We start from the raw sequence: 20,680 nt of genomic DNA on the forward strand, positions 1-20,680 counted from the left end.
CGGTGGAGGGGGGTCTCCACGAGCGAACCGTCTGCGGCCCGCCCCCTCCGTCAGCGCTTCGCGCTGCCACCTCCCCGTGCCGGGGAGGATTTGAGTGTCGGCACGCACAGCCCTCGCGGCCGCCACCGCGCGCTTCGGTTTCTCCGACACGCCCCGCCTCGACGCCGAACTCCTGCTCGCCCACGCGCTCGGCATCGAACGGGACCGGTTGCTGCTGACACTCGACGATCAACCCACCCCCTTCACCTTCGCCGATCTTGTCGACCGCCGCGTGAACCAGGAACCCGTCGCCTACATCACCGGCACGCGCGCGTTCTGGACGGTCGACCTGAACGTCGCGCCCGGCGTGCTGATCCCGCGCGCCGACAGCGAGACGCTGATCGAGGCCGCGGTCGCGCATTTTGCCGGTACTGCAGGACCAGGAAGCGTGCTCGATCTGGGCACCGGATCGGGGGCGTTGCTGTTGGCTGCGCTCGACCAGTGGCCCGACGCGACTGGCGTCGGGATCGACGCTTCGGACGCGGCGCTCGTTATCGCGCGCGGTAATGCCGAGCGGATCGCACCGGGCCGTGCGACGATCGCGCGTGGCGGCTGGGACGGAACCGGGGAAGCGTTCGATCTGATCCTGTGCAACCCGCCCTATGTGTCGAGCGATGCGGCGCTGTCGGACGAGGTGGCGCAGTATGAGCCCGCATCCGCATTGTTCGCGGGACCGGACGGGCTGGACGATTATCGTGTCATCGCGCCGTTGCTTCGCGCGCAACTGGCGGCGGGCGGCGTGGCGTGTATCGAGATCGGGTTCGATCAAGGCGAAACCGCTGCCGAACTCTTCAAGGCGCAGAAGTTGAACGTCGTTTTGCGGCGCGATCTGGCGGCGCGCGACCGTTGCCTGGTGGTCACGCCTTGAAATGACACATTCTCGTGACAATATTTTGCTTTGAGAATTGCCCTGCGCCCGCTAATGAACCAGCCGGGGCACGCAATCTCGACACACGATCCTAATTTCGGGGTGTTGATATTGGGCAGGCGCCCACCCTTCGTCATCAGCCGCTGCAGTCCGGCGGCCGGGACAGGCTCGAATCGCCGCGAATCGTTCGCGACGACCGGGCCGGGGTTCGTCGCACCGCAATATCCGGGAGCAAGGCCGGTTTTGGTTTGAGGCCGCTCCGCTGACAGGACGAGGGACAGAAAGCTTGATCAACAATCGTCAGAACGGCCGCCGTCGTGGTCGTGGTGGTGGGCAGCAGCAGCCGCGCAGTGGTGGCGGCGGCGGTCAGCGTGACAGCGGCAACCGGATCGACAGCCGCGCGCGCGGCAACGCGACCCAGTTGCACGAAAAGTACCGCAACATGGCGCGCGACGCGCAAATGTCCGGCGACCGCGTGAACACCGAATATTATCTGCAGTTCGCCGACCATTATTTCCGCGTGCTGGCCGACCAGCGCGGACGGAACGAGGATCAGGGCCATCAGCGTCGTGGGCGTGACGATTTCGACCAGGACGACGATTTCGGCTTCGAGGGCGAACCCGTCCGCGCCGATGAACAGACCCGTGTCGCCGAAGACGGGCGCCGGGACGAAAATCGCGGCGACAACAACTATCAGCGCAACGACAATTACCAGCGCGAAGGTGCTCGCCGCGATGGCGGGCAGCGCGAAGGCTATCAGCGTGATGGGCAGCGCGAGAATAACCAGCGCGACGGCCAGCGCGATGGTGGGCAACGCGATGCGGGCCAGCGTGACAATGGCCAGCGCGACGGCAATCGTGAGCAAGGCCGGCAGCGTGACGGCAACCGTGATGCGGGTCAGCGCGACAACGGTCAACGTGAAAGCGGCCAGCGCGAGAGCGGCAATCGCTATGAACCGCGCCGCCGTGACGAACAGCCGCGCGACGACGATCGTGCAAGCTACGCCAATGGTAATGACGAGCAGCGCGCGGCGCAGGTCGTCGAAGCTCCGGTCGAGACCGGGGCCGAGCCGAAGCGTCGCGGTCGTCCGCGCAAGCAGCCAGCGGCTGCGCCGGCCGGTGAAACGCAGGACACCGGTTTCGACGCCGCCGTGCTGCCGCCGTCGCTGAGCATTTCGTTCGCCAACGACGCGGAACCGGAGACGGATGCGCCCAAGCCGCGCCGCCGCCGTACGGTCAAGGCAAGCGCAACAGGGGTCGACGCGGCGGAGTAATCCTACGCCTTGATTCGCAAAAAAGGCCGGTCGTGCAGAAGCACGGCCGGCCTTTTCGCATTTCGGCGATTGTCGTTGTCGTCGTTCCTGGTCGCAGCGGCTCAGCGCGACATGTACGATGTGCTGGCGCAACCATGGTGGAGCGCCGCCGCGGTTCTTCGTCCGAGACGATCATCGGGGCCGCTCGCGGGGACGGCTCGCCCGGCACTATCCCCGCCTTGCTCCTTTACGCCTTCGTCAGATCGTACGAACCCAGCCCCGGCTTGTAGCTCTTCTCGTCGATGAACTGACGGATGCCTTCCTTGCGGCCTTCGGACGGGTCGTGGAAGTTGGCGGCCTCCTGCATCCGGACGAGATAATCCTCCGCTTCGTCATAGGTCATCGTGCCGACGCGGCGGACCGCGTCCTTGGCGAATTTCAGCGCGACGGGGTTCTTTTTCAGCAGCATTTCGGCGACTTCGCGCACGCGTGACTCCAATCGGCCGAGCGGCACGCTTTCGTTCACCAGCCGCCACTCCGCGGCCTTCTTCCCGTCGATCAGCTCGCCAGTCAGCGTCATCCACATCGCGTCGCGCATCGCCAGCAGATCGACGACGACCTTCGTCACGCCGCCGCCGGGAAGGATGCCCCAGTTGATCTCGGACAGCCCGAATTGCGCCTCGTCCGCGCAGATCGCGAGGTCGCACGAGAACAACGGACCGAAACCGCCGCCGAAGCACCAGCCGTTGACGCTGGCGATCGTCGGTTTCTGGAACCAGCGCAGGCGGCGGAACCAGCCGTAGCTTTCGCGCTGCGATTTGCGCACGCCGCGCAAGCCCTGCGCCTCGGTTTCGCGGAAATACTCCTTCAGGTCCATGCCCGCGGACCACGCAGTGCCTTCGCCGGCCAGCACCAGCACGCCGACGTCGTCGCGATATTCGAGCTCGTCGAGCACTTCCATCATGCGGCGGTTCAGCGTCGGACTCATCGCGTTTCGCTTGTCCGGCCGCGCGAAATAGACCCAGGCGATGCGGTCCTCGACGCGGTACGTCACGACATCGGATTCGCTCATCTTCCCTCTCCCGGTATTTGTATCACTGGGATACAATAGCATTGTGTCCAAGAGCGGCAAGAGCCAAAGCGTGGCGGTGTGATCGAGGAGGGCGTGGTGGCGGACGTAATATCGGCGGAGGAGCGGCGCGCGATCGAATGGGACTGCGCGCGGTTGATCAATCTCTATGCGATGCTGAACGACGAAGCGCGCTGGACGGACGTTGCCGCGTTATATGCCGAGGACGGCAGCATGACCCGCCCGACCGCGCCCGACGCGCCGATCGTCGGACGCGCTGCGATCCTGGCGGCGTTCACCGCGCGTCCGCCGCGCATCACCCGGCATATGACTGCGAACATCGTCGTCGACGTGGTCGACGCGGACAACGCGACGGCCACCAGCGCGATGTTGCTGTTCACCGCGCCGGACAAGCCGCCCTTGGTGGGAGGATTCGTGGATCGATTGCGGCGCGTTTCGGACGAGGGGTGGCGCTTCGTCGAGCGACGGGGGACGTTGAGTTTCGCGTAGGTCGGCAGGGTGCGCGGACTGGAGGGCTGCGTCACGGCAAAGCCGTGCCGTCGGTCGGCGCTTCAGCGCCGCCGACCGGGCCGCCACCTTGTCTCGTTTTAGCTTCGCTAAATCTCGGGTGGCGGCTGGAGCGGGGCTCGGCGACGAGATTGCAGCCACGCCGGCGGGGAGTGTGATGGCGGGGCTGCATTTCCGCGTACCACGTACGCTCGCCCTCCAGCTTGCCGAGCTGAAACTCAAGCCCGATGACATCCGCTACGTCGGTCTGTCGCATCTTCACGCGGACCATAGCGGTAAGGCCGCGATGTTCCCGCGCGCCACATTCCTGGTCTCGCCAAGCGAGTTGGCATAGGCAAGCGTCACACCGACGCCAGATGGCGACCGGGTGGCCGCAGTCCTCCGCAGCAATGTCGAAGCCGTAGGCGGTGACAAAGACGTGTTTGGCGACGGAGCGTCCGTATGATCAGCACGCCCGGTCACACTGTCGGCCATCATTCGCTGATGGTGCATCTGCGGAAGGCCGGCTGGGTGATTCTGAGCGGCGACGTGGCGCACTTCCAAATCAATTACGATCGCGCCCTCGTTCCGCTCGGCAACGCGAGCCTCGCCGAAACGATCGCCTCGATCGGCCGGTTGAAAGGCTTGGCCGCGAAATACCGCGCGCGAGTGATCGTTCAGCACGCTTCAGATGTTTTCGAAAGACGGCCGCAACTGCCGGCATTTCTGAACTGAGGCACAAACAGGGACGCGCCCCATCTTGGTCATCCAGCTGCGCTGACGCTGATCTCGAAAGCCATCCATCGTTAATGCGGCTGCCCCCGAACGGATTGGTGGATTATGGTCCGGCCGCTTTGGGGCTCATGGCCGGCGTGGGCGGACGCTTGTTCATCTGGACTACGCCAACAGCTACGCTTCAACCGTCGCCATTCTTCGCACTACAAAATGCGTTCCCAAGGGGTCGTTTGTTCTGGTCGCAACGCCGTCACGTGCAAAAGCGCAAGTGAAACGTTACTCAAATCAAACTCTATATCCTGAGCGTTATTGCCGCGCCGGCCGGCAACCGCAAACCGATCACTCGGTTATCTAGCCTCACCGACAAGTTCCGCGCCGCCTTGCTCGACACGTTGTACAGCAGCGCCACTGTCGATTTGTCCGGATTGCGAAACGCCACCGTCTCCACGTCCACTTCCACCGTGGTCGAGGCGATCCGCACCGCCCCCGGCCGGACGAAGCGGCTCAGGTGCCCGAGCGCATAATACTCCAGGTTCCGTGTAACCGCGCCGGTCTTGGGCTCGATCGTCACCACCCCGCGGCAATTGTCGCAGCCGCCCTTGCGCGGTCCCGCCTTTGGATCGAGCGCCAGGTTCCAGAGCAGAACTCCTTTAGCCCAGTTGCGCGTTGATCCAATCATCAGGTTGCGGATCGTGTCGGAAAAGCCCGCCTGCCAGCCGGGCCGCCACCCGCCGCCCGAACATTCGGTGAAAAACGTTTCCTTGTCAGGATGTGCGGCGTGGAACTTGGCCTGCGCGGAGACGTCGCCGCCGTAGCAGTGCCACGCAACCCCCGTGATGAATCGCGCGGCGGCGGGGTTGGCGAGCGCGGTCAGCGGCTGTTGCAGCTGGTCCCAATTGTGGTCCCGTTCGAGGATGCCGGTGTCGATCCGGGCGGCGGCGAGCGCGGGGCCGAGATGATCCCCGACGAAGCGCGCGCGGTCGGCGGCGGGCCATTTCATGCCGGGATAGCTGTCGGGGGAGAAATCGGGTTCGTTCTGGATCGTCAAGTAGCGCATCGCCACGCCCTCCGCGGCATAAGCTTGAAGGTAGCGGACGAAATAGCGTGCGTAGAGCGTGTAGGCGTCGGGACGGAGTGTGCCGCCGATCAGCGAATCGCCGGTCTTCATCCACGCGGGCGGGCTCCACGGGCTGGCCATGACGACGAGCCGCGGGTTGATGGCGAGCGCCTGTTTGACGACGGGGAGGACGTCGGCGCGGTTGGGTTGGATCGAGAACCGCCGCAATTCCGGATCCCGCTGACCCGGCGGCATATCGTCGAAGCTGTAATGCGTCGGCGAGAAATCGGACGCGCCGATCGTGAGGCGGGTGAAGCCGAGGCCGAGTTGGCCGGGCGCGGTGCCGAACAGGTCGCGCATCAGAGCGGCGCGAGGCGCTGGCTTCATCCCCGCGATCAATATGCCCGACGCATCGGTGATCGCCGCGCCGAAGCCGACCATCGTCTGGAAACGCTGCGACGGGTCGATCTCGATGCGGAGCGCGTCGGGGGCGGGTGGGGTGAGCGCGACGCGCGCGAGCCGCTGTTTGCCGTCGCCGGTGGTGAGCCAGGCTTCGGAAAGCTTCGGCGCTGGCGCCGCGCCGACCGCCAGCAGCGCGGCGGCGACGACAATCCTCACGGCTTCATCCTTCGTTCGGCGAGTGTTGCGCTGCCCTTCAGCGCGGCGTCGCCCGCGAAATGGCCGACCGTGACAGGATAGCTGCCCGCGGCGACATGCCAGCCCGGTTGCGCGGGATCGTAATCTGCGATCAGGCGCGGATCGACAGTGACGCTGACCGGCTTCGTCTCTCCGGGGGCGAGTTCGACGCGCTGAAAGCCCACGAGGCGTGTCGTCGCGCCGCCGCGCCGCCCGGCGACCGCATAGACCTGCGGCGAATCCGCGCCCGCGCGCCTGCCGGTGTTGGTGACGGTGAAGCTGACGCGGATCGTATCGCCACCCTCGACCTTCAGGGCCGAATAGCGGAAGTTCGTATAGGACAGGCCGTGGCCGAACGGGAACAGCGGCTTTGCGCCCGATTTCAGATAGCCGCGGTAACCGACCGCCGCGCCTTCGGCGTAGGGGATCGTCACCTCGGCATCGCGATCGACCATGCCGTACGTGCCGCCGCCCTTTCGCTTGGCATCGACCGCCTTCATCTCGGCGAGACCGGGGATTTTCGGCCGCGGGGCCTGCGCCTCGCTCGCCGGGAAGGTCATCGGCAGCTTGCCCGACGGATTGACCGCGCCGAACAGGATGTTGGCGATCGCCTGACCGCCGCGCTGGCCGGGATACCAGGCCTGTAGCACCGCGGGCACCTTCGACAACCACGGCATCAGCACCGGGCCGCCGGTTTCCAGCACGACCACGGAACGCTTGTTCGCGGCTGCGATCGCCTCGATCAGCGCGTCCTGATTGTCAGGAAGCGAAAGCGTCTCGATGTCCTGCGCCTCGGTGCGCCACTGCCAAGCGAAGACGATCGCGAGGTCGGCGGCCTTTGCGGCGCGCGCGGCGACGGCGGGATCGCGGCCGTCGACGTAGGTCACGTCGGCACCGGGCGCCATCGCCTTGATCGCGGCGAGCGGGGAGGAGGCGTGCCACGTCACGCGTGCGAAGGAGGACGCCGCGCCCTCGGTCAACGGGATTTCGACCGGCGCACCGCCGACCGACCGCACCTGGCTCGATCCGCCGCCCGACAGCACGCCGACATCGGCGTGCGCGCCGATCAGGACGATACGCTTCGCGATCTTCGCGAGCGGGAGCAGGTTGCCGTCGTTCTTCAGCAGGACGCTGCCTTTTTCGGCGGCCTCCTGCGCAACCTTGGCGTTCGCCGCATAGTCGATCGTCTGCGCGGTCGTCGGGATGGGGTGGTCGATAAGGCCGGTGGAGGTTACGCCCCAGAGGATCCTGCGGTTCATCTCCATCAGCCGCGCGGCCGGGACGCTGCCGTCCGCCACCGCCTTCGCCAGCGGTGCGCCGAAGAACATCGCCTTGTCGAGTTCGCGCCCCGATTGCTGGTCGAGCCCGGCGTTCGCGGCCTTTACCGTCGAATGAACCGCGCCCCAGTCCGACATCACCCAGCCGGGATAGCCCCAGTCGCGCTTCAGCACCTTGTTCAACAGGAAATCATTCTCGCACGCCCAGTCGCCGTCGACCTTGTTGTACGCGCACATCACCGACCCCGGCCGACCGCGCTCGATCGCGATCTGGAACGCGAGCAGGTCGCTCTCGCGCAGATCAGCCTCGCCGATCTTCGCGTCGGTCATGGTGCGCAGCGTTTCCTGCGGGTTGAGCGCGAAATGCTTCACCGTCGACACGATGTGGTTCGATTGCACGCCGCGGATCGATTCCCCGGCCATGATCCCGGCGAGCAACGGGTCTTCGCCGAGATATTCGAAGGTCCGCCCGCCCCACGGATCGCGCGTCAGATTGACCCCGCCCGCGAGCAGCACGTTGAAGGTCTTCGCGCGCGCCTCCGCGCCGATCATCGCCCCGCTGCGATAGGCGAGGTCGGGATCGAAGCTGGCGGCGAGCGCGAGGCTGGCGGGGAGCGCGGTCGCGACGTCGCCCTTGCGCTGTTCGATCTGGTTGGCGACGCCGAGGCTCGCGTCGCTTTCCCTAAGCGTCGGGATGCCGAGCCGCGGCACGCCGGGAACATACCCTGCCGAAGGGATCATGTCGGCCGGCTTGTCCTTCGACATTGGCGGGAAATAGCCGAATACGTAGCGCAGTTTTTCCGCCGTCGTCATCTTCTCGGCAAGCGCATCGGCGCGGGCCTTGACGCTGGCCTCCGTGGAGGTGGAGGCCGGAATGGGCGCGGGCGCGCCCTGCGCGAGGGCGGGCATGGCCATCGCCAGTGCCGCGATGGAGGCCGCGATACACGCCTGCCGACCCGTGCCGTTCATCCATATCCTCCCGATAGTGCGCGCTTGGAAGCGCTTCCAATAACCATCCCGCCTGACGCGGATATTGTCAACCGCGTCAGGCCGCGGGGGCGGCGGTCGATTGACGGATCATCAGGGTGAACGGCAGATATTCCAGCGCGGCCGCCCCCGTCTTGCCGTTCGACTTCAGCCGATCGACCAGGATGTGCACGGCGCGCTGGCTCAGCTCCTGGATCGGCTGGTGGATTGTCGTCAGCGGCGGCCAGACGAGGGCGGAGACGGGGGTGTCGTCGAAGCTGGCGATCGACAGGTCGGCAGGGACGTTCAGGCCCAATTGGTGCGTGGCGAACAATGCGCCGACCGCGGTGTCATCGTTGGCGCAGATGATCGCGGTTGGCGGTAGGGTGGCTGCGAGCAGGTCCGGCAGCCGGTCCTTGCCCGATTTGAAGGTGAAATTGCCGCGCACCGCGACGATCGCGGTTTCGTCCAGCCCATGATCGGCAAGCGCGCGCAGCGTACCGCGGTAACGTTCCTCGGCGGACAGGTGATGCTCCAGCCCCTTGATGAAGCCGAACCGCCGGTGCCCGAGATCGAGCAGCGCCTGCGTCAGCGCGTGCCCCGCAGCCTCATCGTCCATCCCCACCGCAGGGGCAGCGCCATGCGACAGCGGGCCGGGCGAGATGCACACCACCGCACACCCGGCCCGTTCCAGCCGCCGGACGAGCGCCGGGTCATCCGAAAAGGGCGGGGTGAGCATCGCGCCCGTTGCGCGGCTGTCCTCCGCCAGCTGAACGATCTCGTCGGCAAGGTCGGGTCGCGTCTGGACGACGCTGTGGATGACGAGATGGAAGCCGAGCGGGGCGCAGGCGCGCAGCGCGCCGACCTCAAGCGCCGCCTGATAATAGGAATTGGGTTCGTTCTCGACGTCCGCCGCGCAGATCAACGCCAGCGTCCGGCTGCTGCCCCCGGCCAGGAAGCGCGCCTGGATGTTGACCTGATAACCGAGCGTCGCGACCGCGCTCAGCACCCGCTCGCGCACCTTTGCGCTGACGTTGGGGCCGTCGTTCAGGACGCGCGACACGGTGGTCCGGCCAACCCCCGACAGCGCGGCGACATCGTCGATCGTCGGCTTGCGGTTGGTCAGCGTCTGTCTCCGGCAAAGTAACGCGCGCGTGCCATGGACGATCAGCGCGCGGTGAGGAAGCTGGCGATGGTCAACCGCCCGGTACGCGGATCGCCGGGCAGCGCGATATCGTTCGGGATCGCGGCGCAATGCAACAGGCTGGAACGATAGAGAATTGCGCGGTTCCAGGCGGGCTTAATCGTGGCGATCGTTTCGAACAGCACCGCGTTCTCATCGATATAGCCGGGCGGCGGCTCGCCTTCGCCCGCGAAATCGGCGGCGAGCGCGTCGAGCCAGACGCGGTGGCGCGCGGCGTCGATCGTCTCGAATCCGGTGGAACGGTGACGGAAGAAGCGCGTGCCGCCGAAGTCCGCGCGCGACAGATAGTGGACGATCGCGATGCGGCCCGGTTCGACCGAATCGACGTGCGGGATACGCTGGGCGAGCACCAGCTGCTCGGGCGGCGTGGTGGCGAGCGAGAACAGCGCGCGATCAACCGCGAGGTGCTCGTGATGGCCGAACACCTTGCGCACGGCCGCCGCCACAAGACCACCGACGCTGGCGAAGTAATCGGTCGGGGCGGGTGCGCGCGGGCCGGGGTAATATTCGCCGGCTGGCGTCAGGTGCGTGGCGGCGGCTGCATCGACCAGCGCATCGGGATCGGGCGCGAAGCCGTCGATGACGACGATCGGCTGCTCCTCGCGCCCGACCCGCTCCACCGCGACGCTTGGGGTCACCCGGCGCACCCGCGGTTGACAGCGCGCGCCCGACCGTCGAGCCATGACAAGCGATGCGAGCGATATCCGAACGGCACGGCGTCACGCCCGCGATCTTCGCCGAGATTCGCGCTGCGAGCGAGCCCGTCGTGCTGCGGGGACTTGTCGCCGACTGGCCTGTCGTTCGTGCGGGCGATCGCTGGACGGATTATCTGGCGGACGCTGCCACGACGGTTCCTGTCCCGGTCGTCCGCGCAGCACCCGAGGCGGAAGGGCGGCTGCATTACAACCCCGGCCTCACCGGCACGAACTTCGTGCGCGGACCCGACACGCTGGCGGGTTTCCTCAGCGCACTGACCGCCGAGGCGATGAAGCCCGATCCCGATACGCTGGCGGTTCAGGCGATCGCCGCGGCCGAGGTGCTGCCGGGCTTCGCCGCCGCGCATCCGTTGCCGCTGTTGCCGGGCGACGTCGCGCCGCGGCTGTGGATCGGAAATCGCGCACGGGTCGCGATCCATAACGATCCGATGGAGAATATCGCGGTCGTTGCGGCCGGTCGCCGCCGCTTTACGTTGTTCGCGCCCGAACAGCTTCCCAACCTCTATCTGGGGCCGTTCCATCTGACGCCCGCGGGAACGCCGGTCAGCATGGTCCACCTGACCGCCCCCGATCTGACGCGCTATCCGCGGTTCGCCGATGCCCTGGCGAGCGCGCAGGAGGCGGAGCTTGGCCCCGGCGATGCGCTCTACATTCCGTATGGCTGGTATCACCATGTCGAGGCGCTGGAGGCCGCGAACCTGCTGGTCAATTACTGGTGGAACCCGGCGCGCGGCGATGTCGGGTCGCCGTGGGATGCGTTGCTCCACGGGATGATGACGCTGCGCAATCTGCCCGCCGACCAGCGTCGCCAGTGGCAGGCGATGTTCGCGCATTACGTCTTTCTGGAGGGCGGCGATCCGGCGGCGCATATTCCGCCGCACGCCCGCGGTATCCTTTCCGCGAGCGAGCCGCGCGACGTGGCGCAGATGCGCCGCGAGCTTATCGCGAAGCTGCAAGGCGCTGGCCGGGGCGAGACGCCGCGCTGACCGGAAGCGGAGGCGCGGGGCAGACCTTCGCAACATAGTCGGCATGGCTCGGCATCACGTCGACGCAGCGGGCGATCACCTGTTCGATATTGCCGAGATAGGCGGCGATCTCGTCCTCCGACTTGATGTCTACCAGCGGGTCGTAGCCCGTGGGGATGATCCCCTGGCCGATGAAGACCTGAATCCAGCTCTCCTCCGCGAACAGCTCGTCGTCCTCGCGGAAGATGCGGCCGTTGGCGGCGAACAGGTCGATCTTGCGCTGGAGGGTCGCGGGCACCTGCATGTCGCGGACGTGGCGCCAGAACGGCGTGTCGCCGCGCTCGGTCGCCTTATAGTGGAGGATGATGAAGTCGCGGATGCGTTCGTATTCGAAATCGGTCTGGCGGTTGAACTCGGCGATATTCGCGTCGTCGAACCCAGCGTCGGGCAGCAGGCGGACGAGGCGCAGGATGGCGGACTGGATCAGGTGAAGGCCGGTCGATTCAAGCGGTTCGAGGAAGCCGCCCGCCAGCCCGATCGCGACGCAGTTCTTCACCCACGCGCGATTGCGCTTGCCGGGGACGAAGCGCAGGCGGCGCGGATCGCCCGCGGCGGGCGCGTCGAGCGTGTCGAACAGGATCGTTTCGGCATCCGCGTCGTCCATCCAGCGGCTGGCGTAGACATGGCCGTTGCCGGTGCGGTGCTGGAGCGGGATGCGCCACTGCCACCCGGCGGGCCGAGCGGTGGAGCGGGTGTAGGGGGTGAAATCTGCGGAGCGTTCGGACGGCACCGCGATCGCGCGGTCGCACGGCAGCCAGTGATTCCAGTCCTCGTAACCCGCCTCCAGCGCCTGTTCGATGATGAGTCCGCGAAAGCCCGAGCAGTCGATGAAAAGGTCGGCTTCGATCACCTCGCCGTCGGTCATCGTGATCGACCGGACGAATCCGTCCGCCGGGTCGAGCGACACTTCACCGATTTTGCCTTCGCGCCGCTGCACGCCGCGCGCCTGCGCATAGTCCGCGAGATAGGCGGCATAGAGGCCCGCATCGAAATGGAAGGCGTTGGCGATCTGCCCGATCGGCGACTGCGGCTGATCGGGACGCGCGCGCATGAACTTGTTCTGGTGGACGGCGGCGGTGTTGATCGAGAAATGGTCGAGCGGGCTGGCGCGGCCAGCCGCGTGCATCTTCAGCCAGTACTGGTGGCAGCGCAGCCATTCGAGATCCTGCCCGATGACCCCGAAACCGTGGGTGTAGCTGCTCCCCGGCCGCAGCCAGTCGATGAAGCGGATGCCGAGCTTGAACGTCCCCTGCGTGCGCTGAAGGAACTCGTTCTCGTCGAGCCCGAGCAGTTCGTTGAATTTCTTGATCGCAGGAATCGTCGCCTCGCCGACGCCGACGGTGCCGATCTCGTCGGATTCGATCAGGATGATCTCGTACAGCCCCTGGAACAGCCGGCTCATCATCGCGGCGGTCATCCAGCCGGCGGAACCGCCGCCCGCGATCAGGATGCGCTTGAGCTGTTTCATCGCGCGAACCTAAAACCTCGGCTTCGAAAAGACGAGGGCGGCGCAAGGGGGGATGCGCCGCCCTCCAGGGGGAGAATCAGAAGCGGTAGTTGAAGCCGAGCAGATATTGCCGGCCGTATTTCTCATAGGTTTCGAGCAGCGAGCCGCCGTTCGCCGTCGTCGTGCCGCCGCCGTCGAGGCCGAGCCGCGTGCGGTACGGCGAGTCGGTCAGGTTGTTGACCTGGAACAATACGCCCAACCCCTCCAGCGCGCCGCCGGGGATCGTATACCCGATCTGCGCATCGACCTGTTTGTCGGCGAGGATTTCGGTGAAGCCGCGCGTCGCGAATAGTTGGACTACCTCGCCCTTGAACGCCGACCGGTAACGCTGGCTGACGCGCGCCTGGAAGCCGCCGCGTTCGTAGAAGGCCGTGACGTTGTAGATCGTGCCCGAGAGGCCGGGAATGCGGACCTCCTGCGTCGGATCGGGGTTGGATGTCGGGTTGAGGTTCGATTTGGTCAGCGACAGGCTGCCGAGCACGCCGAACCCGTCGAGGAAGCTCGTGACCGTGCCGAAGTTGAACGAGCCGGAGAATTCAAGGCCCTTGATGGTGCCTCCCTTGCCGTTGGCGGGCAGCGTGATCTGGCCGATCGGACTGATGATGACGTCGGCCGGGGGCACCGGTCCCGCCGGAATCGGAATGCCGGTGAAATCGAACGTGCCGGACTGCTGATAGATATAGGTGTTCAGTTTCTTGTAGAAGCCTGCGACAGCGAAATAAGTCGTCGGGTTGACGTACCATTCGAAGGAGGCGTCGAGCGCGTCCGCCCGCCACGGCTTCAAACGTGGATTGCCGCCGCTGGCCGACCAGGGGTTGACGACCTGTCCCGGCGAACACGTCTGACCGCTACAGACGTTACCGTTGAACCCGGGCGAGACGTTGGCGCGCAGATCGTCCATCCGCGGACGCGCGGTCGTCTTCGACGCGGCGAGACGCAGCCGGAACCCGCCGCCGAAATCGTAGATCAGGTTCAGGCTGGGCAGGATGTCGGTATAGCTTGCGCCGTCGGTGCGATTGATCGGGTTCGCGCCGTTGATGATGACGCCGCTCGATCGCTGGGTCTGGTTGATGATCTGCACCCCGGCATTGCCCTTCAACCGGCCCCAGTCGATGTTGAGCTTGCCGTACCAGGTGACGACGTCCTCCGTGATCGCCCAGTTCTTGTCGAAGAAGTTGGCGTCACGGATCGGCGAAACCGTGTAATATTTGTCGAGCGCCGAACGCAGGTCGACGCTCAGCACCTTGCCGAAACCGACGAAGCCGAGGTCGCTCGAGCTCACGAGATCGCTTGGGTCGACCAGTGTCTGCTGGCGCCCGTTGTTCAGGAAAAGGTCGTTGTCGTCGACGAACTTGTCTTTCGACCGATGCGTATAGTTCACGCCAACGTCGATGCCGTCGAAGAACCCGTCGAGATCGTGGTTCAGCCGCAGATCTAGCGCGTATACGGACTCGGTGACCTCGGGGAACCGGATCGCGCCGTCATGACCCCAGCCGCCCCACGGCGCGCGGTCACCTAGCGACACCTTCGACGCATCGGCATAGTCCAGGCCTGGATCGTAGGTCGGGAAATTATCGGCCGGCGCGGCGAAGCCGATGTTGTCGAACGTCCGCCCGATCGTGCCGTTGTCCGGGGACACGCCGCCCACACCCAAGCCGTAGCCCGCATAGGTCTCCGCAATCTGTTCGGTGCGATGATTGCGCGAATAGGAGAGGTCGGTGAAGAACTTCGTCCGCTCGTCGAGCTTGAATTCGTTGTTCCAGCCGATCGAGACCAGGTTGTCCTGCCGCTTGTTATAATCGTTGCGGATGATCGGCACGACGTTGTTCTGCGTGCCCGAAGCTGCAAACTTCGAACCGTCGCGATCCTCGGCCTGCACGTTCGTGAAGACCATATTATCCGAGATCGAAATGGGGCCGACCGGCGCACTGCTGAACGGATTGGAGAACCACTGCGCGCCGCGCGTGATCTCCCGTTGGGCGAACGTCGAATAATAAGCGTCGATCGTCGAATGGAAATTGTCGCTCGGCTGCCATTCGAGGATGCCGATGAACGCGTCGCGCTTGTTGAGGCGCGACGTCAGGAAAGCTTCCTGGCCGTTCAACAGCAGCGCGCCGTCGGCGCTGTCGGGCTGAACCACGTTGATCGGATTGCCGTTGGCGTCGGTCTGGTCGCCGAACGCTTCGTATCCATAGGCCTTGTAATGCTTGGTCTGCGACGGTGAATCGAGGTGCGCATAGCCGAACGCTACGCCCAGCGTGCCGTCGGCGAACTGGTCGATATAGCTGACGCTCGCGCGGCCGCCCCAGTTGCGCAGATCCTGATTGAGGCGCTTTCCCTCGGTCTTCTCCCCGCGGACGTTGACCGCGAATGCCTGCTTGCCGAATTCGAGCGGACGGACGGTGCGCAGGTCGGCGGTGCCCGACAGGCCGAAACCGGCGATCTGTGCATCGGGCGTCTTGTAGATGACGACGCTGGAGAGCAGTTCGGAGGGATATTGGTCGAATTCGACCGCGCGGTTGTCGCCCGAACTCGCCTGCTGGCGGCCGTTCAGCAGCGTGGTCGTGAAATCGGGGGCGAGGCCGCGGATCGAGATCACCTGCGCGCGGCCGTTGACGCGCTGCGCTGCCAGACCCGGCAGGCGCGCGATCGATTCCGCGATCGACACGTCGGGCAGCTTGCCGATATCCTCGGCCGAGATTGCCTCGACTATCGACGTCTGGTTCTTCTTCAGGTCGATCGAATCCGCGATGCCGCGGCGGATGCCGGTGACGACGATGTCGCCGTCGGCGGCCTGATCGTCGGCGGCCTGCCCCGGCGGTTGCGCGGGCGCGCTCGCCTCCTGCGCCGTCGCGGGAATTGCAGCGGCGATCGCAAGCGCCGACGCCGTCAAGTACAACGCCTTGGAAGCAGTATATCCGACCGCGACGTTGCGCGTGTTGTAGAGCCCCATACGTCCTCCCCGCGGATGCGGTCGGTTCGATCCGACTAGCGTCCGAAATACTCGATCAAATTCACTGGCGTCCAAACCGGAAGCGCTTCCAACGCGTAGCAGAACTGGTCAGGGCTGCAACAATTTTTGCTGGCCGTACTCGGAAACCGAAATCCCACAACAAGCTGCGCCAGCCACGAAGAGATTACGGTGGGCATCACGGGCGCGCTCATATGCGCGTGGCGAACGATCAGTCGGGCGGACCCGCAGTGTAGTTGTTGACGCGATCGTATGAGTTGACTCTCCATATTGCGGGCCGGTGGCGGCTGGGCCGGTCAGGAAGTGATCGATGAGCGCGGATTCAACAACGTAGGACGGTTGACTACGTCCGCTACTAAAGGCGTTAGTGTCGGCCGCGCACTGCTAGGATCGAAATACCGCCGCCGAGTGTCAGCAGTGGCGCAAGACACGCCGCCATGGCGAGCGGCACGATCGCGAAGCGCGCGCCGTCGCCCAGCATCGTCGCCCCGATCAACAACGCCGACACGCCCGACGCGCTCGGCGCGCCGAGCGACAGCAGGCCACCCGCAACGCCCTTTTCTTCATCGGGAATCTCGTCCGCCAGGATCGTCAGCAGCGGCGCAAGCAACGCGTTGACCGCGAGTTGGAAGATCACCGCGGACAGAATAATTGTCGAAGATGATGTCGCCAGCGTGATGCCGATGTAAGAGAGCGCGGTTCCGACGGTGGCGATAGCCATCCCACGCCGTCGCCCACATCCGCGCGCAACTGCGCGGTCCAAGAACGGATTCTTGGGAGTATGAACGAACGGCAGGTTACAGGAATGGCTCAGACCACGCCAAATGACCGACTCTGGGTCAGGTGGTTTGGCGCACCGCCGCCCTTACTGATGGCGGAGGGTCTTCTCGAAGCCTTCATTCGCCTTCGTCATTTTGGCTAGCTTCCGCAGATAGGTCCGAACATGCCGTTCGAACCGAATATCGTCATGGAGACCGGTCGCAGGATACTCGTCCTGGCCGATCAGTTCTTTGAGGCGGGCGGTGAGCGCAGCCTGGTCGTTCGTGCAGTCGGCGCTCTTCAGCGCGCCGCAAGCCCATTCCTCGGCCGCGGCCTTGTCGAAATCATCCCGAGCGTCATAGCCGCGTCTGTCCGCAGCAGCCTGGTCCAGCCGCGACGCTTCGTAACGGCGCTCCAGCCATTTGCGGACCACTGCCGCATTCCAAGATTTCAACGGATCCGTCATCCTTCCTTCTCGATCGGCCCACCGCGATAGAACCCTGTCGTCAGCTTTCCATATGCTGCAGCAGATCGCTTCGCTACAGGCGAGGGCAATCAAAGCAGTTGGATCGAGCTATGGCCAGACGTTCAAAACATGATCCCTACGATCATCTTCCGCAGGAAGAAGACGCCCCGTCCGCGCTGGCGCCATGCTGGCTCTGCGGCCGGCCGACCGGCAAGATCATTGTCTGGCACCATCCCGTGCCCAAGAGCCGCGGTGGCCGTGATGTCGTGCCGATGCATTCGATCTGCCAGCAGACCCTGATCGCCAATTTCACCAATTCCGAATTGCAGCGGCATGGCACGGAGGTGGCGGGCCTTCTGGATCATCCGAACGTACGCAAATTTGTGGATTGGGTGGCCAAGAAGGATCCGGACTTTACCGCAACGATTCCGAAGAAGCAGCGCTGATACCTAACTTTCGGTTTCAGTGAATGAATGGCAGGTTTCAGCGACAGGTAAAGCGCCCTGAACGGCTGAGATTGGGTCTTCAGCTTCAAGTGGTTGAATCCAGTGACCGCCCCCATATTCACGGCATGACCAAGCTCATTGTCTGGCACGATGGCGGCTGCTCGCTTTGTCGCCGCGAGATAGCGCTGATGCGCCGGCTCGATATTCGAGGCGCGATCCGGTTTGTCGACGTGGCCGACGCCGCTGCGACATGCCCGATCGACCGGCGCCAGCTGTTGGCCCGGTTCCACGCGAGCGAGGATGGCGTACTCCTGTCCGGAGCCGCGGCGTTCGCGGCGATGTGGCGGGCGATCCCGGTCCTGCGGCCGCTGGGGCTGCTGGCCCGATCGCGCCTCGTGCTCGCGTTGATCGAGCGGCTCTACCTGGGCTTTTTGCGGGTTCGTCCCGGTCTGAAGCGGCTTGCCGGCGGCAGAGTTTCCATATGAGGCCGCGTCCCGACCAGATCGGCCCGGGCCAAGAAAGCGTGTGGAAGTATCCGCGTCCCGCCGTCGCCGAGTCGACAGACGCGCGCATCGTTATTCAGCATCGCGGCGCGATCGTCGCGGACACGATCCGCGCGATCCGAACGCTCGAGACGAGCCACCCGCCGAGCTATTACATTCCGCCCGACGACATCAGCGGTGGCGTCCTGCGATGCGCGGGCGGCGGCTCGTTCTGCGAATGGAAGGGGTCGGCGACCTATTGGGACGTCGTCATCGGCGACGTGACGCTGCCGCGGGTCGGCTGGAGCTACTCAAGCCCAACCCCGTCCTTCGTATCGCTGCGCGATCACGTCGCCTTCTATGCCGCCCCATTCGACCGTTGCACGGTCGATGGCGAGGTGGTGACGCCGCAGTCGGGCGGCTTCTATGGCGGCTGGATCACCGCCAACCTCGCCGGTCCGTTCAAGGGCGTCCCCGGCAGCATGGGCTGGTGAGGCGGTGAGCGACGAGGGCGCCCGCCGGCCCGACCGGTCGATCCCGCGCGGCCGACTGTCGCGGTTCGGCCATTTCGGCCGGCTCGCCGGCGGGGTGGCGGGCGGCATGGCGGTTGAGGGCATGCGGAGACTGGCCGCAGGTGAGCGGCCGCGGCTTGGCGACATGATCCTGACCCCGGGCAATGCGAAGCGCATCGCCGACCGGCTTTCGCACTTGCGCGGCGCCGCGCTCAAGCTCGGCCAGATGATCTCGATGGATGCGGGTGATTTGCTGCCGCCCGAACTGTCCACGATCCTAGCCACCGTCCGCAATCAGGCATATCGTATGCCGCCGCAGCAATTGGACGGCGTGCTGAAGCGCGAATGGGGTGCGGACTGGCGGCGACGTTTTTCGCGCTTCGACGCCACGCCGATCGCCGCCGCCTCGATCGGGCAAGTCCACCGTGCGGTCCTTCCTGATGGCCGGATCCTTGCGGTAAAGGTCCAGTATCCGGGCGTGCGGGCCAGCATCGGCGCCGACGTCGACAATGTCGCGACGCTGCTCCGTCTTTCCAATCTGCTCCCCCCGACCCTGGATCTCGCGCCGCTGTTGGCGGAGGCGAAACGGCAACTTGCCGACGAGGCCGACTATCTTCGCGAGGGTGCGCAGATGCGCGCTTATGGCGAACGCCTTGCGGATGACGAACGCTATGTCGTGCCTGCATTGCACGGCGAACTGACCACGACGGACGTGTTGGCGATGACGTTCGTCGAGGGTCGCCCGATCGAGGCTCTGGTCGACGCCCCCCAAGAGGTGCGCGACCGTGCGATGACGACGCTGATCGAGCTGGTGTTACGCGAGTTGTTCGAGTTCGGCGTGATGCAGACCGATCCCAATTTCGCCAACTATCGCTGGCAGGAAGCGACGGGGACGCTGGTCCTGCTCGACTTCGGCGCGACCCGCGAAGTGCCGACAGGCACCGCCCAATCGTATCGTACGCTGCTGGCGGCGGGTCTCGCCCATGATCGCGACCGCATCCGCGAGATCGCGGTGGAAACCGGCTTTCTGGGTGGCAACGCTGTCGCCGCGCACCGCGCCACGGTCGACCGGATGATCGCCGCGATCGACGACACCCTGGCGCTACCCGGACTATTCGATTTCGGCGACCGCGCGTTCGTCCCCACAATGCGGGAAGAAGCGCCTAATCTGGTGGGCGACCGATCGACCTGGCACGTCCCCGACATCGAAACGCTGTTCGTCCAGCGCAAGATCAGCGGCACCGCGCTGCTCGGCGCGCGATTGAAGGCGCGTGTCGACGTTACGGGACTGGCGGCGAAGGCGATCGCCGACGCCGCCTGACAGTCGAAGATATCTGAATGAACGTCCGCTCCTAAAATGCTTCAGCCAGATGCGAACGTCTGAAATTGGGCCAAAGTGGCCTCATTTTCTTTTGGTTCAAAGCATGCAGTGCTTTGGCCAATATAGGAAAATGATCCGAAGTTCATCATTGATAACTTTTAGGTAAATTTGTTGTGAGGCAAAGCGGGCTCCGCACATTGTCGAACGTAGCTTAAGCGCTTACCGCGGTTGTAGAAGCCTCACCGTGTCTAATAGAGTATCCATAGCAACCGGCCGGCGTAGAACGTGGCCAAATCCGAGACTCGCCAGAATGGTGTTTATGTGATCGTCGAACAGCGCAATCATGACCACCAATTTCGTCGAATGCAGCGCGGCCAATCGCGATCTGAAATCGATCAGGGAACGCAGATCGTCGCCCTCGCCAGCGCGATAGTCGACCAGCGTGATTTCAGGCCGGTGTTGCTCCGCGAGCGCGAGCGCATCACGGCGCGTTGCAACACACCTGACGGTCACGCCATCGACCGCGAGCATATCGCTGACGACCTGACGGTTCATTTCATCGGCGTCGATATAGAGAACGGTGTTCGGCGGCGTCGTCATTCTTCGATCCCAGGCCGTCCGCCGCGCTGACGCAATGGTCCGTCGGCCGCGTGGTCGGAAGCGAGCGCTATCGTCAACGGAGCGCTAAGTCAGTGATCCATAGGGATGATTGCCGCGGTTTCGATTCATCGGCAGATGACGCGGACCGAAAAGCGAATACGCATCGGACTATAGCGACCGGCCGCCACTCCCTCAGGCCGCGCCCGCTCAGCATGCCTCGGGGGTGGAAGTTTGCCCCTATACCCACCCTCGAGGCATCACCTAC

20 protein-coding genes are annotated in these 20,680 nt (G+C 65.1%); 10 read left to right on the top strand and 10 right to left on the bottom strand.

From position 1 onward, the window contains the following. Positions 1-94 precede the first annotated feature (94 nt). Positions 95-907: a peptide chain release factor N(5)-glutamine methyltransferase gene (prmC, locus tag M0208_RS12400; RefSeq protein WP_258891995.1), complete on the top strand. Its 813-nt coding sequence runs from the start codon at positions 95-97 to the stop codon at positions 905-907. A gap of 286 nt (positions 908-1,193) precedes the next feature. Continuing rightward, on the top strand, positions 1,194-2,180 hold the full coding sequence (locus M0208_RS12405) for a DUF4167 domain-containing protein (RefSeq protein WP_258891996.1): 987 nt from the start codon (positions 1,194-1,196) through the stop codon (positions 2,178-2,180). A 226-nt stretch (positions 2,181-2,406) separates the two neighbouring features. On the opposite strand, the gene M0208_RS12410 is transcribed toward M0208_RS12405, so the two are convergent. Then, the gene (locus M0208_RS12410; RefSeq protein ID WP_258891997.1) at positions 2,407-3,231 is read right to left on the bottom strand and encodes a p-hydroxycinnamoyl CoA hydratase/lyase; all 825 of its coding nucleotides are present in this window, start codon (positions 3,229-3,231) and stop codon (positions 2,407-2,409) included. Positions 3,232-3,309: 78 nt separating this feature from the next. Between M0208_RS12410 and M0208_RS12415 the strand changes: the two genes are divergently transcribed. The 3 genes from M0208_RS12415 (at position 3,310) to M0208_RS12425 (ending at position 4,470) form a co-directional block, all read left to right on the top strand. Then, positions 3,310-3,738 carry a nuclear transport factor 2 family protein gene (locus tag M0208_RS12415; protein ID WP_258891998.1) on the top strand — a complete coding sequence of 143 codons (429 nt, stop codon included), beginning with the start codon at positions 3,310-3,312 and terminating at the stop codon, positions 3,736-3,738. Between the two features lie 175 nt (positions 3,739-3,913). Then, positions 3,914-4,090 carry an MBL fold metallo-hydrolase gene (locus M0208_RS12420; protein WP_258891999.1) on the top strand — a complete coding sequence of 59 codons (177 nt, stop codon included), beginning with the start codon at positions 3,914-3,916 and terminating at the stop codon, positions 4,088-4,090. A gap of 107 nt (positions 4,091-4,197) precedes the next feature. Further along, a complete protein-coding gene (locus tag M0208_RS12425; protein WP_258892000.1) occupies positions 4,198-4,470 on the top strand; it encodes a hypothetical protein in 273 nt (90 codons plus the stop codon). A gap of 292 nt (positions 4,471-4,762) precedes the next feature. Here M0208_RS12425 and M0208_RS12430 read toward each other — a convergent pair whose 3' ends face one another. From M0208_RS12430 to M0208_RS12445, 4 genes are all read right to left on the bottom strand, one after another. Next, a complete protein-coding gene (locus M0208_RS12430) occupies positions 4,763-6,145 on the bottom strand; it encodes a glycoside hydrolase family 30 beta sandwich domain-containing protein (protein ID WP_258892001.1) in 1,383 nt (460 codons plus the stop codon). Beyond that, entirely contained in the window at positions 6,142-8,409 is a 2,268-nt protein-coding gene (locus tag M0208_RS12435; RefSeq protein ID WP_258892002.1) for a glycoside hydrolase family 3 protein, read from the bottom strand. The genes M0208_RS12430 and M0208_RS12435 overlap by 4 nt, the downstream gene beginning before the upstream one ends. 76 nt (positions 8,410-8,485) lie before the next feature. Further along, on the bottom strand, positions 8,486-9,661 hold the full coding sequence (locus M0208_RS12440; RefSeq protein ID WP_258892003.1) for a LacI family DNA-binding transcriptional regulator: 1,176 nt from the start codon (positions 9,659-9,661) through the stop codon (positions 8,486-8,488). After that, positions 9,574-10,248 (bottom strand): DUF6445 family protein, encoded by a 675-nt coding sequence (locus M0208_RS12445; RefSeq protein WP_258892004.1) that lies wholly within the window; start codon positions 10,246-10,248, stop codon positions 9,574-9,576. The genes M0208_RS12440 and M0208_RS12445 overlap by 88 nt, the downstream gene beginning before the upstream one ends. A 53-nt stretch (positions 10,249-10,301) precedes the next feature. Between M0208_RS12445 and M0208_RS12450 the strand changes: the two genes are divergently transcribed. Further along, a complete protein-coding gene (locus M0208_RS12450; RefSeq protein WP_258892005.1) occupies positions 10,302-11,312 on the top strand; it encodes a cupin-like domain-containing protein in 1,011 nt (336 codons plus the stop codon). Here the strand turns inward: M0208_RS12450 and M0208_RS12455 are convergent. From M0208_RS12455 to M0208_RS12470, 4 genes are all read right to left on the bottom strand, one after another. After that, the gene (locus M0208_RS12455) at positions 11,266-12,819 is read right to left on the bottom strand and encodes a tryptophan halogenase family protein (protein WP_258892006.1); all 1,554 of its coding nucleotides are present in this window, start codon (positions 12,817-12,819) and stop codon (positions 11,266-11,268) included. The genes M0208_RS12450 and M0208_RS12455 overlap by 47 nt on opposite strands. Positions 12,820-12,895: 76 nt before the next feature. Next, positions 12,896-15,811, bottom strand: coding sequence for a TonB-dependent receptor (locus M0208_RS12460; RefSeq protein WP_258892007.1), 2,916 nt, complete (start codon positions 15,809-15,811; stop codon positions 12,896-12,898). Between the two features lie 382 nt (positions 15,812-16,193). After that, positions 16,194-16,592: a hypothetical protein gene (locus M0208_RS12465; protein ID WP_408988095.1), complete on the bottom strand. Its 399-nt coding sequence runs from the start codon at positions 16,590-16,592 to the stop codon at positions 16,194-16,196. A gap of 102 nt (positions 16,593-16,694) precedes the next feature. Then, on the bottom strand, positions 16,695-17,054 hold the full coding sequence (locus M0208_RS12470) for a hypothetical protein (protein ID WP_258892009.1): 360 nt from the start codon (positions 17,052-17,054) through the stop codon (positions 16,695-16,697). Between the two features lie 110 nt (positions 17,055-17,164). On the opposite strand from M0208_RS12470, the gene M0208_RS12475 reads away from it, so the two are divergent. From M0208_RS12475 to M0208_RS12490, 4 genes are all read left to right on the top strand, one after another. Then, the gene (locus tag M0208_RS12475; protein ID WP_258892010.1) at positions 17,165-17,500 is read left to right on the top strand and encodes a hypothetical protein; all 336 of its coding nucleotides are present in this window, start codon (positions 17,165-17,167) and stop codon (positions 17,498-17,500) included. 125 nt (positions 17,501-17,625) lie between these two features. Then, positions 17,626-17,985: a thiol-disulfide oxidoreductase DCC family protein gene (locus M0208_RS12480; protein ID WP_258892011.1), complete on the top strand. Its 360-nt coding sequence runs from the start codon at positions 17,626-17,628 to the stop codon at positions 17,983-17,985. Further along, the gene (locus M0208_RS12485) at positions 17,982-18,476 is read left to right on the top strand and encodes a DUF427 domain-containing protein (protein ID WP_258892012.1); all 495 of its coding nucleotides are present in this window, start codon (positions 17,982-17,984) and stop codon (positions 18,474-18,476) included. The genes M0208_RS12480 and M0208_RS12485 overlap by 4 nt, the downstream gene beginning before the upstream one ends. A gap of 4 nt (positions 18,477-18,480) precedes the next feature. Next, positions 18,481-19,815, top strand: a complete 1,335-nt coding sequence (locus M0208_RS12490) for an AarF/ABC1/UbiB kinase family protein (protein WP_258892013.1) — start codon at positions 18,481-18,483, stop codon at positions 19,813-19,815. A 219-nt stretch (positions 19,816-20,034) separates the two neighbouring features. Here M0208_RS12490 and M0208_RS12495 read toward each other — a convergent pair whose 3' ends face one another. Beyond that, positions 20,035-20,415 carry a two-component system response regulator gene (locus tag M0208_RS12495; protein WP_258892014.1) on the bottom strand — a complete coding sequence of 127 codons (381 nt, stop codon included), beginning with the start codon at positions 20,413-20,415 and terminating at the stop codon, positions 20,035-20,037. Between the last annotated feature and the right edge of the window lie 265 nt (positions 20,416-20,680).

This window comes from Sphingomonas sp. SUN019 (genome assembly GCF_024758705.1).
Classification (GTDB): domain Bacteria; phylum Pseudomonadota; class Alphaproteobacteria; order Sphingomonadales; family Sphingomonadaceae; genus Sphingomonas.